The following is a 15,270-nucleotide window of genomic DNA, read 5'->3' as shown; positions in this document are numbered from 1 at the left end:
GGTATTCGCCCGGCTCACAGAGCACGGGTGATCTCGCCCGTGCGGACCGTATCCGGGCGACCGGCCCGGCCGGGCCGGAGCCCCACGAAAGGCAGGCAGCGATGCTCGTCCACGACACCGTCGGAACGGGCCGATCCCAGGCGGAGATCGACCAGATCCGACTCTCCCTGCAGGCCCGCTACGACGAGCTGTCCGCGGAGTACGAGCAGGCCGTCGCGCAGAGCCAGGTGCTGCGGCTGGTGGAGGTCGGTGACACCGCCGGCGACGACCAGGCCGACAGCGGCACCAAGACCGCCGAACGGGACACCGCGCAGTCGTTGCTGCGCACGATCCTCGATCGTCGCGCCCAGTTCGAGCACGCGCTGACCCGCCTGGAAGAGGGCACCTACGGCTTCTGCGAGGGCTGCTCGGCGCCGATCCCGGTCGAGCGCCTGGAGATCTTCCCGTCGGCCACCTCCTGTGTGGCCTGCAAGCAGACGCGGGAGCGGCGGGCCGCCTGAGCGGCGTGCGTCGCGGTTGCCGGTCAGCTCCGGGCGCGGTGAACTCCTTGCATGGGTGACATCAAGGTGGGCACCGCGTCCTGGACCGACCGGACCCTGCTGGAGTCCGGGTGGTACCCGCAGACCGCGGACACCCCGGAGAAGCGCCTCGCGTACTACGCCCGGCGCTTTCCGCTGGTCGAGGTGGACGCCACCTACTACTCGCCGCCGGCCGAACGGACCGCCCAGCTGTGGGCCGAGCGCACCCCGGCGGGGTTCACCTTCAACGTCAAGGCGTTCAGCCTGCTGACCGGGCACCCGACGAAGGTGTCCGCGCTCTACAAGGACCTGCGCCCGGAGACGGAGAAGAAGAACCTCTACCCGGACGACCTGCCCGCGCAGGCGTACGAGGAGGTCTGGACCCGGTTCCTGTCCGCGCTGGACCCGCTGGTGGCGGCCGGCAAGCTCGGCGCGGTGCTGTTCCAGTTCCCGCCCTGGTTCACCATCAAGCGGGAGAACAAGGAGTACCTGCTGGAGGTGGAGCGGCGCTGCCGCCCGCTGCGGCCGGTCTTCGAGTTCCGGCACGCCTCCTGGTTCGACGGCGCCAACGCCGACGAGACCGTGGCCTTCCTGCGCAAGCACCGGCTGCCGTACGTCTGCGTGGACATGCCGCAGGGGCACCGCTCGTCCGTACCCCCGGTGCTGGCCGCCACCGCGGACCTCGCGGTGGTGCGCTTCCACGGGCACAGCGACAAGTGGACCAGCAAGGACATCCACGAGAAGTTCGGCTACCACTACTCCGACCGGGAGTTGCGGGACTGGGCGCCGAAGCTGCGCGAGCTGGCCGACTCGGCCGGGCAGACCCACGTGCTGATGAACAATTGTTACCGCGATTTTGCCCAGACCAACGCCGCCACCCTGGCCGGGTTCCTCGACGCCGGCTGACGCGGTCGCCGGAGTTCACCCGGTCGGGGTGACGCCGGGTCACCCGTTGGCCGCGCAGCATGGTGGTGTCTGCGGTCCGTCGACCGACGGAACGTGAGGCCGACAGCGACGGAGGTGTCCCATGGCGGTTCGGGTCGTGACGGACAGGCGACGCGGCGGGGTGCTGCACGTGGTCGGTACGGCCGACGGCAACGCCCGCGCGCGACCCGGGCGGTTCCGGCCGACCCGGCTCTGGCGGGGGCCGAGCGGGCCGCCGCGCCGCGCTGACGACCGACGGTGGGAAGACGACGCACGGGGGTGGACAGATGGCTGAGCAGCTGAAATCGGCGTTCGAGTCCTCTTTGGAGAAGACGAACCTGATGCTCAAGGACATCGAACAGGCATACGGTTGGCCGAAGGAGCAACGCAACCAGTCCTACTGCGCGCTGCGCACCGTTCTGCACCTGCTGCGCGACCGGATGCCGGTGCAGGAGAGCGTGGAGTTCGCCGCGCAGTTGCCGGTGCTGGTCCGCGGGATCTACTTCGACGGCTGGAAGCCGATGGACGTGCCGATCAAGCTCAATCGGGACGACTTTCTTCTCGAGGTCCGGCGGCACTTTCCGTACGACGTCGAGGGCGGCACCGAGCGCGTGGTGCAGGTGGTGCTGGACGCCCTGAGCCGGCACGTGACCCAGGGCCAGTGGGACGACGTGAAGGACACCATGCCCAGTGACCTGCAACGGATGATGCCGTGACCCATGGCCCGTCCCGCCCCTCCGGCGGGGCGGGCCGCCGCGTGCTCCGGGCCCGGGCACCTCAGGCCGTCCGGCTGACCGGGCGCCCCGCCCGGCGGGCCAGCCCGGCGAACGCGACGGCGTCGACCACCGCCGCCCCGCCCGGGTCGTTGTTGAAGTAGACGTACGCCGGCTCGGCGTCGTCGAAGGTCTCGGCGAGGCGGCGTACCCAGGAGGCGAGCGCGGCCCGGCCGTAGCGCGGCCACGGCTGCGCGCGGCCCTCGTGCAGCCGCAGGTAGCCGAAGTCCGTGGTGCGCCACAGCGGCGTCACCGGCCGGCCCCGCCGGTCCGCCCAGACCAGCGCGGCCCGCCGGCGTTCCAGCACCTGCCGCACCGGCGCCGTCCACCAGGACGGGTGCCGGGGTTCCACGGCCACCCGCACCTCGGCCGGGAAGAGGCGCAGGGTGGCGTCCAGCGCCGCCGGATCGGCGGGCAGGTTCGGCGGGAGCTGCACCAGCACCGGCCCGAGCCGGTCGCCGAGCGCGGTGGCCCGGCCCAGGAACCGGGCGACCGGCTCGGCCGGGTCGCGCAGCCGCTTGATGTGGGTCAGGTAGCGGCTCATCTTCACCGCCACGCAGAAGTCCTCCGGGGTACGCGCCCGCCAGGCGGCGAAGGTCTCCCGTTCGGGCAGCCGGTAGAAGGCGTTGTTCACCTCGACGGTGGCGAACCGGGTGGTGAAGTGCTCCAGCCAGAGCCGCTGCGGCAGCTTCGGCGGGTAGAAGCGCTCCCGCCAGTCGCGGTACTGCCATCCCGAGGTGCCGACCAGGATCATCGCTGCCGCCTAGTGCAGGCCCAGCGGGAAGACCTCGAACGCGGCGCCGTAGCGGACCCCGAGCCGGGTGCCGACCGGGCGGCTGATGCTCTCCAGGAACTCCGCCGGGTCGAACCCGCCGTCGCCGAGCCCCCGCAGGTAGGCGTCGTGCGCGCGCAGCGAGGCCAGCCCGGCGGCGAAGGTGGCGGTGACGTCCACCCCGTGCCGGGACAGCGGCGAGGCCGCGGCCCACACCTCCCGGACCCGGTTCCACGGCCCCACACCGCCGGTCAGCTGCTCCGGAAAGATCCACCGGTTGCCGGCGTCGCGGGCCGCGTCGAGCACGGCCCGCCCGGTCGCGATGTGGTCGGCCTGGTTGAGCGCGTACGCCCCGTCCCAGGTGTCGCGGAAGTTGTTGGTGATCACCACGTCGGGGCGGTGCCGCCGGATCACCTCGGCGATCGCCCGGCGCAGCGGCACGCCGTACTCCAGCCCGTCGGGCCGGCCGAGGAACTCCACCGTGCTCACCCCGACCACGGCGGCCGAGGCGCGCTGTTCCTCCTCGCGCACCACCCGGGCCCGCTCCGGGGTCGTCCCGTCGATGCCGGCCTCGCCGCTGGTGACCAGGCAGTAGACGATCTCCTTGCCCTGCCCGGTCCACCGGGCGACGGCGGCGGCCGCGCCGAACTCCAGGTCGTCGGGGTGGGCCACCACGGCCAGGGCCCGCTGCCAGTCCTCGGCCAGCGGCGTCAGCGGTGCGGGCTGCGGCTGCCCCATGGTGACCTCCCTGCCGGACGGGCCGTCCCCCCATCCTGGCACCGCCGTCGCCGCCGCGCCCGGTTCGCGGCGCGCCGGTGCGCCCCGGCGGGGCCGGGCGAACTGTCCCGCCCGCCGGGTCCCGCCGTCTACGGTGTGGTTAGAGAAGATCGCGCGTGGGGTACCACCCGCTGCACGACGGACCCCGCCTGCGGCGGGGCGGCACACCCGAGGGAGCACCCATGGCACTCAACGACGACGACATGCAGACCACCAGCGGCGGCGGCCTCGAAGGCCCGGCCGACGGTGGCGCGACTCCCGGTCACCAGGACGGCGGCGCCGACGGCGGCGCGGACCGTGGTGCGGAGCGCGGCGCCGACCAGGGCGCCGACCAGGGTGCCGAGGGTCCGGCCGACGGTGGCGCCACCCCCGGCCAGCAGGACGGTGGCGCCGACGGTGGTGCCGAGGGTCCGGCCGACGGCGGTGCGACCCCGGGCCAGCAGGACGGCGGCGCCGACGGCGGCGCGCGCTGACGACGTCATGACGATCATCGACCCGCCGGGCGGCCACGGCCGCCCGGCGGTTCCGTCCGCCGCCGCGGCCCTGGCGCGCTGCGCCAGCGTGGAGCCGGCGAAGTTCGCCGCCGCCCACTGGGGACGGGCCCCGCTGCTCTCCCGCGCCGACGAGCTGCCCAACCCGGACGGCTTCACCGACCTGCTCAGCCCCGCCGACGCCGACGAGCTGCTCAGCCGCCGGGGTCTGCGTACCCCGTTCCTGCGGGTGGCCAGGGACGGCCAGCTCGTGCCGGCGGCGCGCTACACCGGCGGCGGCGGCGCCGGCGCCGAGATCACCGACCAGGTCCTCGACGAGAAGGTGCTGGAGCTGTACGCCTCCGGCGCCACGCTGGTGCTCCAGGGACTGCACCGCACCTGGCCCGCCCTGGTCGACTTCGCGCGCGACCTCGGCACCGCGCTGTCCCAGCCGTTGCAGGTCAACGCCTATCTGACCCCGGCCGGCAGCCAGGGCTTCGCCACCCACTACGACACCCACGACGTCTTCGTGCTCCAGGTCGACGGCCGCAAGCACTGGCGCATCCACCCGCCGGTGCTGCCCGACCCGCTGGAGCAGCAACCCTGGGGCGGGCGGGCCGACGAGGTCGCCGCCACCGCCGACGGGCCCGCCGCGCTGGACGTGGTGCTCGCCCCCGGCGACGCGCTCTACCTGCCGCGCGGCTGGCTGCACAGCGCCCGGGCGCAGGAGTCCAGCTCGCTGCACCTGACCGTCGGCATCCGCGCGCTGACCCGGTACGCCATGGTCGAGGAACTGCTCACCCTGGCCGCCGAGGATCCCCGGCTGCGCGCCGGGCTGCCCTTCGGCACCGACGTCGCCGACCCCGACGCCGTCGAGCCCGAGCTGACCGAGACCGTCGAGGCGCTGCGGGACTGGCTGCTGCGGGTCGACCCGGCGGCGGTCGCCGCCCGGCTGCGGCAGCGCGCCTGGCCCGCCGCCCGGCCGGCCCCGATCCGGCCCCTCGCCCAGGCCGCCGCGCTCGCCGCGCTCGACGCCGACAGCCGGATCGCCCCGCGGGCCGGGCTGCGCTGGCAGCTCACCGCCACCGACGACCACCGGGTGGCGCTGCGGCTGCCCGACCGGACTCTCACCCTGCCCGGCACCTGCGAGCCGGCGGTGCGCACCCTGCTCACCGGCACCGTCACCCGGGTGGGCGACCTGCCCGGCCTGGACGACGACGCCGACCGGCTGGTGCTGGCCCGCCGGCTGCTGCGCGAGGCCGTCGCGGTCCCCGCCTGAGCCTCGACCCGTCCACCGAGCCGACCGGGCGGCCCGCCGCCCGGTCCCGCCTCAACCCGGCCGGACCGCCGGGTTCAGCGGGTCAGCACCAGCAGGGCCACCGTGGTCGCCACCCCGGCGACCAGCACGATCGCCATCGGCCGCGGCCCCAGCAGGGCGTGCCGCCGGTCGGCCAGCCGCTTCGCCGGCGCCAGGCCGGCCAGCGGTCCGAGCAGCGTCACGACCAGGGCCAGCACCGGCATCCCCACCGCCAGGTCACCGCCGTAGCGGTGGCCGAGCGCGCGGGCGCCCGCCCCGAGGCCGTACGCGACCAGCGCTCCCGCCGCCCCGCAGAGCGCCAGCAGCGGGTTCACCGACCCGGGCAGCTCACCCGGCTGCCCGGCCCGGTCCAGCAGCTCCCGCACCCCGCGCAGCGACGACACCGGGTCACCGGCCGCGTCCCGGGCCGGCCCCGGCGCCGGGCCGAGCCGCCGCCCGCCCAGTCCCAGCCGGCCCCGCAGCTCCGCCCAGAGGTGCCCGACCTCGGCGTCGACCCGCTCCACCATGGACCGGGCCTCGGCGACCTCGGCCTCGGCCCGGCGCAGCTGCGCGGTCGCCTCGGCCACCACCCGTTCGGCGGCGGTGCACTGCTTGTCGTGCCAGGCCTGCGCCTCGGCCCGCTGGGCCCGGACCCGGCCGGTCAGCTCGGCCAGGCGGCGGACGTGCGCGGCGTACGTGTCACTGGCGACCGGTTCGTTCATCGCGACGGACCATAAGGGATGATCACCTGTCCGGTGCGGTGCACCGCCCGGTCGAAGAAGAGCCCGCGCCACGGGCGGGGGTACCAGTCCGGGCCGCCGGTGCCCGGGTAGAGCGAGGAACCCAGCTCCGCGCCCTGCACGTCGAGGGCCACCCAGGCCCCGATCTGGTCGGTGCGGGCGGCCGGCCCACCGAGGTCCACCCGCATCCGGGCGATCCCGCGCCACCAGGCCAGCACGTGGGTACGCCGTTCCGGCCCGTCGTGCAGGATCCGGCGCAGCTGCTCCAGCCCGCTGCGCCCGCCGGCCGGCGCGGCCAGCCGCCCGGCCGCCGCGTCGACGGCGAACAGCAGCAGGTAGTGCGGGGTGCTCGGGGTGCCCGGCCGACTCAGCGCCTCGGCCGTCTCGGCCATCAGCTCCGGCACCGTCTCCTCGTCGTACCAGGCCGCGTCGTCGGCCAGGTCCTCGTAGAGGGCGCGGGCGGCCGGGTCGGCGTCCGGGTCGAGGCAGGCGATGGAGAACCGGGCGGTACCCGGCCGGTGCTGGCGGGCCAGCGACCGGGCGGCGGCGTCGAGGACCGCGCACGCCTCGTCCACCCGGGTACCCAGCACCGCCAGGTTGCGCCCGGGGGCGCGGGGCAGCCGCAGCGACGCCGAGCGGGCCTGCACGTCGATGATCTCGCCGAGCAGGGCGACCGGCCCCCGGGGCGGCGGGGTGTCGCCCTGCGGGGTCAGCGCGCGGTAGTCGGGCGCGTCGACCAGCCGGGGGACGGCGTCGCCGTCGAAGAGCCGCGCCGGCGCGGCGTCCTGCGGCCGCATCCGCCACAGCCGGTGCTGCAGTTCGCTCCAGGTCTCCCAGTCGCTGGCCGACGGGATCCGAGCCACCTGGTTGCCCTCGGTCATCCCGGACTCGGCGTTGACCACCGCGTGGTGCCGGGGCAGCGCCTGTGCCGCGTCGTTGCGCTCGGCCAGGATGCGCAGCGCCTTGGGCAGCGCGATCCGCAGGGTGAACTGCGCGACCAGCGCGGGCCGCCCCCACAGCGCCTCGATGCCCCGCACGTCCTGCGAGGCGAGCACCAGGTGGATGCCCTGCGACCGGCCCCGCCGGGCCAGGTCCTCCAGCAGGTCGGCGGCCTCCCGGGCCACCACGTCCCGGCCGGCCAGCAGCGCCTGGAACTCGTCGACCACCGCCACGATCCGCGGCCAGTGCCCGGTCGGGTCCACCGCCCGCAGCTCGGCCAGCTTGGTGACCTCGTGTTTCTTGGCGGCGTCGGCCCGGCGGCGCAGCTCCTCGGCGAGGAACCGCAGCAGGGCCAGGCCGAACTCCCGGTCGGTGTTGACGTTGATCCCGACCAGCCGCATGTGCGGCAACCAGCTCGGGTCGCGCCGGCCCTGGGCGAACCGGGCGAAGGACACCCCCTCCTTGAAGTCGAGCAGATAGAACTCCAGCTCGGCGGGGGAGTAGCGAGCGGCGAGCGCGCCGATCCAGGCGAAGATCAGGTTGGTCTTGCCGGTGCCGGAGGGGCCGCCGATCAGTGCGTGCGGCGGGTAGTCGCCCAGGGTCAGCAGGACCGGTCGCCCGTGCGGGCCCTCGCCGATCGGCGCGCTCAGCCCGTGCGCCGAGTCCTCCTTCCACATCTGCTCCGGCGGGGGCAGCAGGTCGGTGAAGGGCGTCGGGGGCGGGCCGGCGTTGACCCGGGAGGCGATCTCCCGGCAGGTCTCGGTGACCAGCGTGGCGGGCGGCGGCGGGTCGAGGCGTACCGGCAGGCCGGGCGGGGCGCCGACGCGGGCGTCGCCCGGCTCGGCGACGATCCGGGTGACCGTCGGGTCCTCCGGCAGCGGGATGCCCCGCACCACCAGGTGCACCCCGCACGCCGCCCCGGCGCGGACCACCCGGTCCAGCTGGCCGCGTTCGTGCCGGGACAGCTCGTCCCCGCCGAGCAGCACCGCCACCCGCCACGGCTCCGGTCGGCGGCCGGTCGCCGCGGCCAGTTCGCGCAGCGAGGCGTACTCGCCGGCCAGCACCGTCTCGTTGATCCGGCGGATCTGCTCCACCAGGTCGTCGAGCAGCCGGCCGAGCCCGCCCGGACCGACGAAGGTGAGCAGCCCGGCGGTGCCCAGCGGGGCGAAGCCGGCCAGCCCGCCGCCCAGGTGCTCCGGGTCGTAGCCGTACAGCCGCACCGCGCCCGGGTCGGCCCGGCCGACCCCGCGCAGCAGCAGCGCGCCGACCACCGCGTCCGCGCCGTCCCGGTCGCCGCCGGAGAGGTGCACGTGGCCGGCGTCCAGCAGCGGGACCAGCGCCGGGACCGGTTCCGCGCCGGCGATGCGCAGCGTGCCGACGCGTACCGGACCGACCGGCTGCCCGCGCCCGGCCGGCGCCGCCCGCCAGTCCGTCCACGACGCGGACGCCGCGCCCGGCGCCTCCCGCAGCGCGGCGGCGGCGGCCCGGCGGGCCAGCTCGGCGATTCGCGCCGCGTGCCGGTCGTCGATCTCGGCCAGTCGGCGGTCGCGTTCCGCGCCGACCCGCTGCGGCACCGCCGCGGCGGCCCGCCGCACCCGGACCAGCCGTTCGCGGGCGGCGGTCAGCTCCGTCTCGGCGCCGGCCAACCGGGTACGCGTCGCGCCGAGGGCCTCGGAGAGCATCCCCCGTACCCGCGTGACCAGTTGGCTGCGCAGGTCAGCCACGGTGCCCACCGTCGGGCCGGCGCCCGGCGACCGGCGCGGCGGCGGCCGGTGCCCGGCGGGCGTCGGGCTCGTCGCGGGGCAGGTCCCGACCGAGCCGGGCCAGCAGCACGCCGGTCACCACCCCGGCGGTGACCGCCGGGTCCGCGGCGTGCGGCTGCTCGCCGACGCGGGGCGGGGGCATCCGGCAGACCCGGGTGAGCAGGGTGTCCAGCACCGGCGGCGGCAGCCCGGGGAGCAGGTCGCGGACCCGGCCGTCCAGCTCGCGCCGCAGCCGGCCCAGGTCGTCGGCGCGGGGCGGGTGCCCGAGCAGTTCCCCGGCCAGGTCGCGCAGCAGCGGCGGGGCCACCGCGGCCAGCCCGAGGCCGACGTCGGCGTGTGCCGTGCGCAGCTCCCGGTGCAGCCGGTCCCGGTCGCCGGAGCGGACCCCGGTGACCACCCGGCGCAGCAGCTCCCGGGAGTCGGCGATCCGCTCGTCCGGCTCGTCCGGCGGGCCCTCCCGGCCTCCGGTCAGCTCCGCCACCCGCACCGACCACCACCGCTTGACGGTCGGGTCGGCCGGCGGCTGCGGTGCCGGTCCGGCCGGCGGTACGGCGTCCGCGCGGGGCGCGTCGTGCTTCGGCTCCCGGCGGCCCGGCGCGGCCGGGGGCGCGCCGTCGGGGGCCAGCCCGATCGCGGCCAGGTACGCCGACAGCTGCTCCTGGGCCACCCGCAGCGCGTGCCCGGCGGCCTCGGCGTGCTCGGTGGCCGCAGCGAGCTCCGGTACCCCCATCGGGTTGGCCGACTCCTGCCGGACCCAGCGCAGCCGCTCGGTGGCCTGCCCGAACTTTTCCAGCGCCTGGGCCAGCGGCGCCAGCGGCAGCTCCTCGGCGGCGGCGCGCACCTGCGCCCCCACGTCCTCGATGATGGACACGGCCGCCGGCTCAGAGCGTCGAGACGTAGAGCTGCGCCTGCTCGACCGCGACGAGGGTCGCGGCGAGGCACTCCTCCAGCTCCTGGCCGGCCTGGGTCAGCGAGGCCTGCGCGCTCTCCACCGTCTCGTGCCCGCTGCCCTCCAGCGCCCCGGCCAGGGTCTGCTGCGCCTCGGAGAGCTTCTCACCGGCCGCCTGCACGGCTGTCTGCCCGTCACCGATCTGTTGGAGGGCGACCTCGATGGCTGCCTTCAGCTCGGCGACGCTCGCCACGGTGACCTCCTGGGGGCGGGGAGAGGTCCATTACAACGTATACCCGCCGGGTAGAGAACATCCGCCCTGTCGGTGTTCCCGCCCCGGTGTCCGGTTACCCCCGTGACGTGCGGGAAAGCGTTCACCGCCGGTGCGCCCGGTCCCGCCAGGGGATGCGCCGGTCCTGTCGGCGGGACCGCTCCGGCCCGCCGCCCGCGGACCGGAAACCGGCCGGTCAGCCGCTCGGGTGGGTGTGCTCGCGCAGCCAGCGCGGGCCGTGCAGCTCCGCGCCGAGGGCCGCCACCCGGTCGCGCAGCTCCCGGTCGGAGGTGACCACCAACCGGCGCCGGTCCGGTGCGTCGCGCACCAGCGCCACGATGGCGTCGTCGCCGGAACCGGGCGCCGGCACCGTGTGCACCCCGGCCACCCCGGGCACCTCCCGCGCCGCGCCCTCCACCACCAGCACCACCTCCACCGGCGGCGGCAGCTCCGGCGGCAGCCCCCGGTCGGCCAGCGGCGCCAGGGCGTCGCGCAACCGGACCGCCGCCCCGGCCCGGTCCCGCCACCAGCCGTCCGGGCGGGAACCGACCACGTTGGCACCGTCGACGATCAGCAGCGGGCGGGAGTCCATGCCCCCAGCCTGCCATCCCCTGGCGTTTGTCGCGCCGGCCGCCGGGTAGCCACCGGCGACCGTGCCGCGCCCGCGGTGTCGCTCCCGGCGACCGTGCCGCGCCCCGACTGCGGAGGACAGAGATGATGGGACCCGGTGACTACGGCTCCGACCCCTGGGACGAGTTCCTGGCCCGGTACTTCGGCCGGGGTGAGGGCGGACGCCGACCGGCCCACCGGGTCGACATCACCCGGCTGATGACCGCCGACGCCCGGGAGATGCTGGCCGACGCGGCCCGGCGGGCCGCCCAGAAACACAGCAACGACCTGGACACCGACCACCTGCTCTGGGCGGCGCTGCAACGCGAGCCGCTGCGCGACCTGGTACGCCGGGCCGGCGCCGACCCGGACGCCCTGGTCAACGCCCTCGGCGGGCGGGGCGACGGCGCGCCCGGGGGCGAGGTGCCGCCGAACCTGTCGCTCACCCCCGCCGCCAAGCGGGCGCTGCTCGACGCCCACCAGCTGTCCCGGGCGATGGGGGCGAACTACATCGGCCCCGAGCACATCCTGATGGCGCTGCCGCTCAACCCGGAGTCGCCCGCCGGCCGGATGCTGGCCGCCGGCCGGATCCAGCCCGAGTCGTTGCAGGCGGCCAGCGCGGAACGCGGACCGATGGGCGGGCCGAGGCCCGACCGGGGCACCCCGACCCTCGACCAGTACGGGCAGGACCTCACTGAGCTGGCCCGGATGGACCAGATCGACCCGGTGATCGGGCGGGCCGACGAGATCGAGCAGGCCGTGGAGATCCTGTCCCGGCGGACCAAGAACAACCCGGTGCTGATCGGTGAGGCCGGCGTCGGCAAGACCGCGATCGTGGAGGGGCTGGCCGAGCGGATCTGCGACGGCGACGTGCCGCAGACCCTGCTCGGCAAGCGGGTGGTGCAGCTCGACCTCGCCGGCCTGGTCGCCGGCACCCGCTACCGCGGCGACTTCGAGGAACGGCTGAAGAAGGTCATCGACGAGATCCGGGCGCACCGGGACGAGCTGATCATCTTCCTGGACGAGATCCACACCCTGGTCGGCGCGGGCGGCGCCGGCAGCGAGGGCGGCATGGACGCGTCCAACATGCTCAAGCCGGCGTTGGCCCGCGGCGAGCTGCGGGTGATCGGCGCGACCACGCTGGACGAGTACCGCAAGAGCATCGAGAAGGACGCCGCGCTGGCCCGCCGCTTCCAGCCGGTCCTGGTGCCCGAACCCAGCGTCGAGGACACCGTCGCCATCCTGCGCGGCCTGCGCGACCGGTACGAGGCGCACCACCAGGTCCGCTTCACCGACGAGGCGCTGGTCGCGGCCGCCGAACTCTCCGACCGGTACGTCACCGACCGCTTCCTGCCGGACAAGGCGATCGACCTGATCGACCAGGCCGGCGCGCGGGTACGGCTGCGCACCCGCACCCCCGCCGCCGACGTGCGCGAGCTGGAGCAGCAGCTCGACGAGGTGCGCCGGGACAAGGAACAGGCGGTCGCCGACGAGCAGTACGAGCGGGCCTCCGCGCTGCGCGACCGGCTCGCCGAGATCGAGGCGCAGATCCGCCGCGCCCAGGGCGACGAAGGCACCAACGGCGTCCCCTCGGTCGGCCCGCAGGAGATCGCCGAGGTGGTCTCCCGCGCCACCGGCATCCCGGTCAGCCAGCTCACCGAGGAGGAGCGGGACCGGCTGCTGCGGCTGGAGGGGCAGCTGCACGAGAAGGTCGTCGGCCAGGACGACGCGGTCACCGCGGTGGCCGAGGCGGTGCGCCGATCGCGTACCGGGCTGGCCGACCCGAACCGGCCGATGGGCAGCTTCCTCTTCCTCGGCCCGACCGGCGTCGGCAAGACCGAGCTGGCCCGGGCGCTGGCGGAGGCGCTCTTCGGCGAGGCCGACCGGATGGTGCGGGTCGACATGAGCGAGTTCCAGGAGCGGCACACCGTCGCCCGGCTGGTCGGGGCGCCCCCCGGCTACGTCGGGTACGAGGAGGCCGGCCAGCTCACCGAGGCGGTGCGCCGCCGCCCGTACGCGGTGGTGCTGCTCGACGAGATCGAGAAGGCGCACCCGGACGTCTTCAACATCCTGCTCCAGGTGCTCGACGACGGCCGGCTCACCGACAGCCAGGGCCGGACGGTGAACTTCAAGAACACCGTCCTGATCATGACGAGCAACCTGGGCTCGGAGTTGATCACCGGCACCACCCGCGCGGTGGGCTTCGGCCTCGGCGAGCCTGGCGGCACCCAGGAGAGCGACGAGCTGCGCGAGCGGCTGATGCGCCGCCTCCAGGAGAACTTCCGCCCGGAGTTCCTCAACCGGATCGACGAGACGATCATCTTCCGCCGGCTGGAGGCCCAGCAGCTGCGGCAGATCACCGAGCTGCTGCTGAAGGAGACCCGCCGCCGGCTGCACGCCCAGGACGTCCAGGTCGAGTTCACCACCGCCGGCGTCGACTGGCTCGCCGAGCACGGCTACCAGCCGGAGTTCGGCGCCCGGCCACTGCGCCGAGTGATCCAGCGGGAGGTCGACAACCGGCTGTCCCGGATGCTGCTGGAGAACCAGCTCGCGCCGGGCCAGAAGATCACCGTCGACGCGCGGGACGGACAGCTCACCTTCGACGTGGCCGCGGGAGAGCGGGGCTACACCCCGGCCTCGACGTCCCACCCGCGATGACCCGGAGGGCGGAGATGACCGAACCCGAGGAGAGCGACGAGGAGACCGACCGCACCGAACCGATCCTCGCGCCGCCGACGGCGAACCCGGCCCGGGTGCAGGTGCCGCCGGAGGGCCTGAAGCAGGAGACCGACGACGGGAACCCGGCGCCGTCCGGGCCACCGGAAGAGGAGGCGTGATGGTACGCGAGCAGCGACTCGACCCCGAGGTCGAGGTGATCTGGGACGACTTCCACGCCGAGGTGAACGTCCCCTCCGAACAGCTGCGGCAGTGGCTGTTGACCCGCGGCTCGGGGGAGGAGTCGTTCGGTCCGAACCCGAACATGGACCTGCCCGAGCCGGGCCGGCAGATCCTGCGGGTGCTCAGCAAGCGCAAGGTGGACCTGACCCCGGAGGACATCGAGGTGATGCGGGAGGCGATCGACCGGATCCGGGCGCTGACCGCGGAGAAGCCGCCCGGCGGCAACGCCGACAACGAGTGGCGGCACTCCCTGCTCGACCTGGGCCACGACGTCCTGGTCGAACGCTGACCCGCACGGGCGGCGGCACCCGGGACGATCTCCCCGGTGCCGCCGCCCGTCGTCGTCGGCTCGCGCTACGGCTCGGTGCCGAGGCTGGGCAGCTCCAGGCCGGCGGCGGTGGCGGCGGCCTGCCGCTCGGCCCGGGTCTGCTCCTCCCGGGTGAGCAGGTTGGCGTACTCGGTGATGTCGGCCGGGTCGGGCACGTCCGGCAGCCGACGCAGGAACGCCTCGAGGTCCCGGACGGCGGCGGAGTGCGCGGCGGCCGCCTCACGCAGCAGTTCCCGCTCGTCGAGGTCGGGGTAGCGATCGGTCATGGGGTCCAGGTACCCGCCGTCAGGCGATTCGCACCCCGCGGGCCGGCCGGGCCCCGAACTCCGGGTGGCGCAGCAGCCAGGCCAGGTAGTCGGGGTGCGGCGCCAGCGAGTCGGTGTACGCCGCCACCGCCGTCTCCAGCACCGCCTCGGCGACCCGGCCGGCGGGCGACTCGGGGTGCCAGCCGAGCAGCAGCCGCCAGCGCAGCGGCACGCCGGCCAGCCGGCGGGTGACCAGACCGTCGACCGGGCGGAAGGTGGCCTGGCACAGCGCCACCGCCTCGCCGGCGTCGACCAGGTCCACGCAGCCGCGCACGTCGGTCTCGTACACCTTGCGGGGGGTGAAGCCGGCCCGGGCGCAGGCGGCGGCGAAGCAGTCGCCGAAGCAGCCGTCGCCCGGCGCGGCCACCCACTGTTCGCGGCGCAGCTCGGCCAGGTCGATCTCCTCCCGGCCGGCCATCGGGTGGCTGGTCGGCAGCAGCACCAGCACCGGGTCGACCGCGACCTCCCGCCAGCAGAGCCCGAACTCCGGGGACGGCGTGGCGTCGCCGCAGACCCCGGTGAGCGCGAAGTCGAGCCGCCCACCGGCCACCAGCCCGGCCAGTTCCCCGGCCGACCAGGAGGCGTACGTGGTGATCTGCGCCTGCGGCTGCTCGGCGACCAGCCGGTGCACCAGCCGGCCGAGGATCGGGCTGTTCACCCCGCCGAAGCGGTACCGGCCCAGGCTGTCGTCCGCCCCGGCCAGCCGGGCCGCCTCGTCCTGGAGCCCCTTCATCGCCGGCAGCAGCACCCGGGCCCGGGCCAGCACCAGCTCGCCCAGCGCGGTGGGCCGGGCGCCGCGCCGGTCGCGTTCGAACAGCGGGCCGCCGAGGGTGCGCTCGATGCGCTGGAGCTGCGCGGTCAGGGCCGGCTGGGCCAGGCCCAGGGTGGAGGCGGCCTTGGTCACGCTCCCCGTCTCGGCGATCGCGCAGACGACCCGCAGGTGTCGCAGCTCCAGATTCATAACGTGACGGTAGGACCACCGCACGGGCCGGCGGAA

The 15,270-nt window shown here is 75.4% G+C and carries 17 protein-coding genes; 8 read left to right on the top strand and 9 right to left on the bottom strand.

What is annotated here, in order from left to right:
* The first annotated feature begins 101 nt into the window (after positions 1-101).
* The 3 genes from GA0074696_RS19270 to GA0074696_RS19255 all read left to right on the top strand — a co-directional run bounded on the left by GA0074696_RS19270 (position 102) and on the right by GA0074696_RS19255 (position 2,158).
* Complete coding sequence (locus tag GA0074696_RS19270; protein WP_088962383.1) at positions 102-500, top strand: TraR/DksA family transcriptional regulator; 399 nt, start codon at positions 102-104, stop codon at positions 498-500.
* Positions 501-551: 51 nt separating this feature from the next.
* Positions 552-1,424, top strand: coding sequence for a DUF72 domain-containing protein (locus GA0074696_RS19265; RefSeq protein WP_088962382.1), 873 nt, complete (start codon positions 552-554; stop codon positions 1,422-1,424).
* Positions 1,425-1,729: 305 nt separating this feature from the next.
* On the top strand, positions 1,730-2,158 hold the full coding sequence (locus GA0074696_RS19255; protein ID WP_088962380.1) for a DUF2267 domain-containing protein: 429 nt from the start codon (positions 1,730-1,732) through the stop codon (positions 2,156-2,158).
* A 61-nt stretch (positions 2,159-2,219) separates the two neighbouring features.
* Here the strand turns inward: GA0074696_RS19255 and GA0074696_RS19250 are convergent, their stop codons facing one another.
* The gene (locus GA0074696_RS19250; protein WP_088962379.1) at positions 2,220-2,969 is read right to left on the bottom strand and encodes a DUF72 domain-containing protein; all 750 of its coding nucleotides are present in this window, start codon (positions 2,967-2,969) and stop codon (positions 2,220-2,222) included.
* A gap of 9 nt (positions 2,970-2,978) precedes the next feature.
* Complete coding sequence (locus GA0074696_RS19245) at positions 2,979-3,725, bottom strand: PIG-L deacetylase family protein (RefSeq protein ID WP_088962378.1); 747 nt, start codon at positions 3,723-3,725, stop codon at positions 2,979-2,981.
* A gap of 221 nt (positions 3,726-3,946) precedes the next feature.
* Here GA0074696_RS19245 and GA0074696_RS19240 point away from each other — a divergent pair, with 221 nt between their 5' ends.
* Together GA0074696_RS19240 and GA0074696_RS19235 are read left to right on the top strand one after the other, a co-directional pair.
* Positions 3,947-4,237, top strand: a complete 291-nt coding sequence (locus GA0074696_RS19240) for a hypothetical protein (protein WP_088962377.1) — start codon at positions 3,947-3,949, stop codon at positions 4,235-4,237.
* Positions 4,238-4,244: 7 nt separating this feature from the next.
* Entirely contained in the window at positions 4,245-5,513 is a 1,269-nt protein-coding gene (locus tag GA0074696_RS19235; protein WP_088962376.1) for a cupin domain-containing protein, read from the top strand.
* Positions 5,514-5,587: 74 nt separating this feature from the next.
* Here the strand turns inward: GA0074696_RS19235 and GA0074696_RS19230 are convergent, their stop codons facing one another.
* The 5 genes from GA0074696_RS19230 to GA0074696_RS19210 form a co-directional block, all read right to left on the bottom strand.
* Positions 5,588-6,253: a hypothetical protein gene (locus GA0074696_RS19230; protein WP_088962375.1), complete on the bottom strand. Its 666-nt coding sequence runs from the start codon at positions 6,251-6,253 to the stop codon at positions 5,588-5,590.
* Positions 6,250-8,934, bottom strand: coding sequence for an FtsK/SpoIIIE domain-containing protein (locus GA0074696_RS19225; RefSeq protein ID WP_088964677.1), 2,685 nt, complete (start codon positions 8,932-8,934; stop codon positions 6,250-6,252). The genes GA0074696_RS19230 and GA0074696_RS19225 overlap by 4 nt, the downstream gene beginning before the upstream one ends.
* The gene (locus tag GA0074696_RS19220; RefSeq protein ID WP_231925078.1) at positions 8,927-9,844 is read right to left on the bottom strand and encodes a hypothetical protein; all 918 of its coding nucleotides are present in this window, start codon (positions 9,842-9,844) and stop codon (positions 8,927-8,929) included. The genes GA0074696_RS19225 and GA0074696_RS19220 overlap by 8 nt, the downstream gene beginning before the upstream one ends.
* Before the next feature lie 10 nt (positions 9,845-9,854).
* A complete protein-coding gene (locus GA0074696_RS19215; protein WP_088962374.1) occupies positions 9,855-10,115 on the bottom strand; it encodes a hypothetical protein in 261 nt (86 codons plus the stop codon).
* 214 nt (positions 10,116-10,329) lie between these two features.
* Positions 10,330-10,725 (bottom strand): NYN domain-containing protein, encoded by a 396-nt coding sequence (locus GA0074696_RS19210; RefSeq protein ID WP_088962373.1) that lies wholly within the window; start codon positions 10,723-10,725, stop codon positions 10,330-10,332.
* Positions 10,726-10,847: 122 nt separating this feature from the next.
* On the opposite strand from GA0074696_RS19210, the gene GA0074696_RS19205 reads away from it, so the two are divergent.
* Genes GA0074696_RS19205 through GA0074696_RS19200 form a run of 3 tightly spaced genes read left to right on the top strand, consistent with a single transcriptional unit; the run spans position 10,848 to position 13,929 of the window.
* Entirely contained in the window at positions 10,848-13,400 is a 2,553-nt protein-coding gene (locus GA0074696_RS19205) for an ATP-dependent Clp protease ATP-binding subunit (protein WP_088962372.1), read from the top strand.
* A 14-nt stretch (positions 13,401-13,414) separates the two neighbouring features.
* A complete protein-coding gene (locus GA0074696_RS30880; protein WP_157746027.1) occupies positions 13,415-13,579 on the top strand; it encodes a hypothetical protein in 165 nt (54 codons plus the stop codon).
* Positions 13,579-13,929 (top strand): DUF3140 domain-containing protein, encoded by a 351-nt coding sequence (locus GA0074696_RS19200; protein ID WP_088962371.1) that lies wholly within the window; start codon positions 13,579-13,581, stop codon positions 13,927-13,929. The genes GA0074696_RS30880 and GA0074696_RS19200 overlap by 1 nt, the downstream gene beginning before the upstream one ends.
* Positions 13,930-13,994: 65 nt before the next feature.
* On the opposite strand, the gene GA0074696_RS19195 is transcribed toward GA0074696_RS19200, so the two are convergent.
* Both GA0074696_RS19195 and GA0074696_RS19190 read right to left on the bottom strand, forming a co-directional pair.
* On the bottom strand, positions 13,995-14,234 hold the full coding sequence (locus GA0074696_RS19195) for a hypothetical protein (protein WP_088962370.1): 240 nt from the start codon (positions 14,232-14,234) through the stop codon (positions 13,995-13,997).
* Between the two features lie 19 nt (positions 14,235-14,253).
* Positions 14,254-15,234 (bottom strand): LysR family transcriptional regulator, encoded by a 981-nt coding sequence (locus GA0074696_RS19190; RefSeq protein WP_088962369.1) that lies wholly within the window; start codon positions 15,232-15,234, stop codon positions 14,254-14,256.
* Positions 15,235-15,270: the final 36 nt, after the last annotated feature.

It is taken from the genome of Micromonospora purpureochromogenes (assembly GCF_900091515.1).
Lineage (GTDB): Bacteria > Actinomycetota > Actinomycetes > Mycobacteriales > Micromonosporaceae > Micromonospora > Micromonospora purpureochromogenes.
This window is presented reverse-complemented; position numbering and strand designations above follow the sequence as displayed.

Coding starts and splice junctions, on each gene's coding strand:
- GA0074696_RS19190 (WP_088962369.1), bottom strand. CDS start 15,234: ATGAATCTGGAGCTGCGACACCTGCGGGTCGTCTGCGCGATCGCCGAG.
- GA0074696_RS19250 (WP_088962379.1), bottom strand. CDS start 2,969: ATGATCCTGGTCGGCACCTCGGGATGGCAGTACCGCGACTGGCGGGAG.
- GA0074696_RS19270 (WP_088962383.1), top strand. CDS start 102: ATGCTCGTCCACGACACCGTCGGAACGGGCCGATCCCAGGCGGAGATC.
- GA0074696_RS19230 (WP_088962375.1), bottom strand. CDS start 6,253: ATGAACGAACCGGTCGCCAGTGACACGTACGCCGCGCACGTCCGCCGC.
- GA0074696_RS19240 (WP_088962377.1), top strand. CDS start 3,947: ATGGCACTCAACGACGACGACATGCAGACCACCAGCGGCGGCGGCCTC.
- GA0074696_RS19255 (WP_088962380.1), top strand. CDS start 1,730: ATGGCTGAGCAGCTGAAATCGGCGTTCGAGTCCTCTTTGGAGAAGACG.
- GA0074696_RS19210 (WP_088962373.1), bottom strand. CDS start 10,725: ATGGACTCCCGCCCGCTGCTGATCGTCGACGGTGCCAACGTGGTCGGT.
- GA0074696_RS19245 (WP_088962378.1), bottom strand. CDS start 3,725: ATGGGGCAGCCGCAGCCCGCACCGCTGACGCCGCTGGCCGAGGACTGG.
- GA0074696_RS19205 (WP_088962372.1), top strand. CDS start 10,848: ATGATGGGACCCGGTGACTACGGCTCCGACCCCTGGGACGAGTTCCTG.
- GA0074696_RS19265 (WP_088962382.1), top strand. CDS start 552: ATGGGTGACATCAAGGTGGGCACCGCGTCCTGGACCGACCGGACCCTG.
- GA0074696_RS30880 (WP_157746027.1), top strand. CDS start 13,415: ATGACCGAACCCGAGGAGAGCGACGAGGAGACCGACCGCACCGAACCG.
- GA0074696_RS19235 (WP_088962376.1), top strand. CDS start 4,245: ATGACGATCATCGACCCGCCGGGCGGCCACGGCCGCCCGGCGGTTCCG.
- GA0074696_RS19195 (WP_088962370.1), bottom strand. CDS start 14,234: ATGACCGATCGCTACCCCGACCTCGACGAGCGGGAACTGCTGCGTGAG.
- GA0074696_RS19200 (WP_088962371.1), top strand. CDS start 13,579: ATGGTACGCGAGCAGCGACTCGACCCCGAGGTCGAGGTGATCTGGGAC.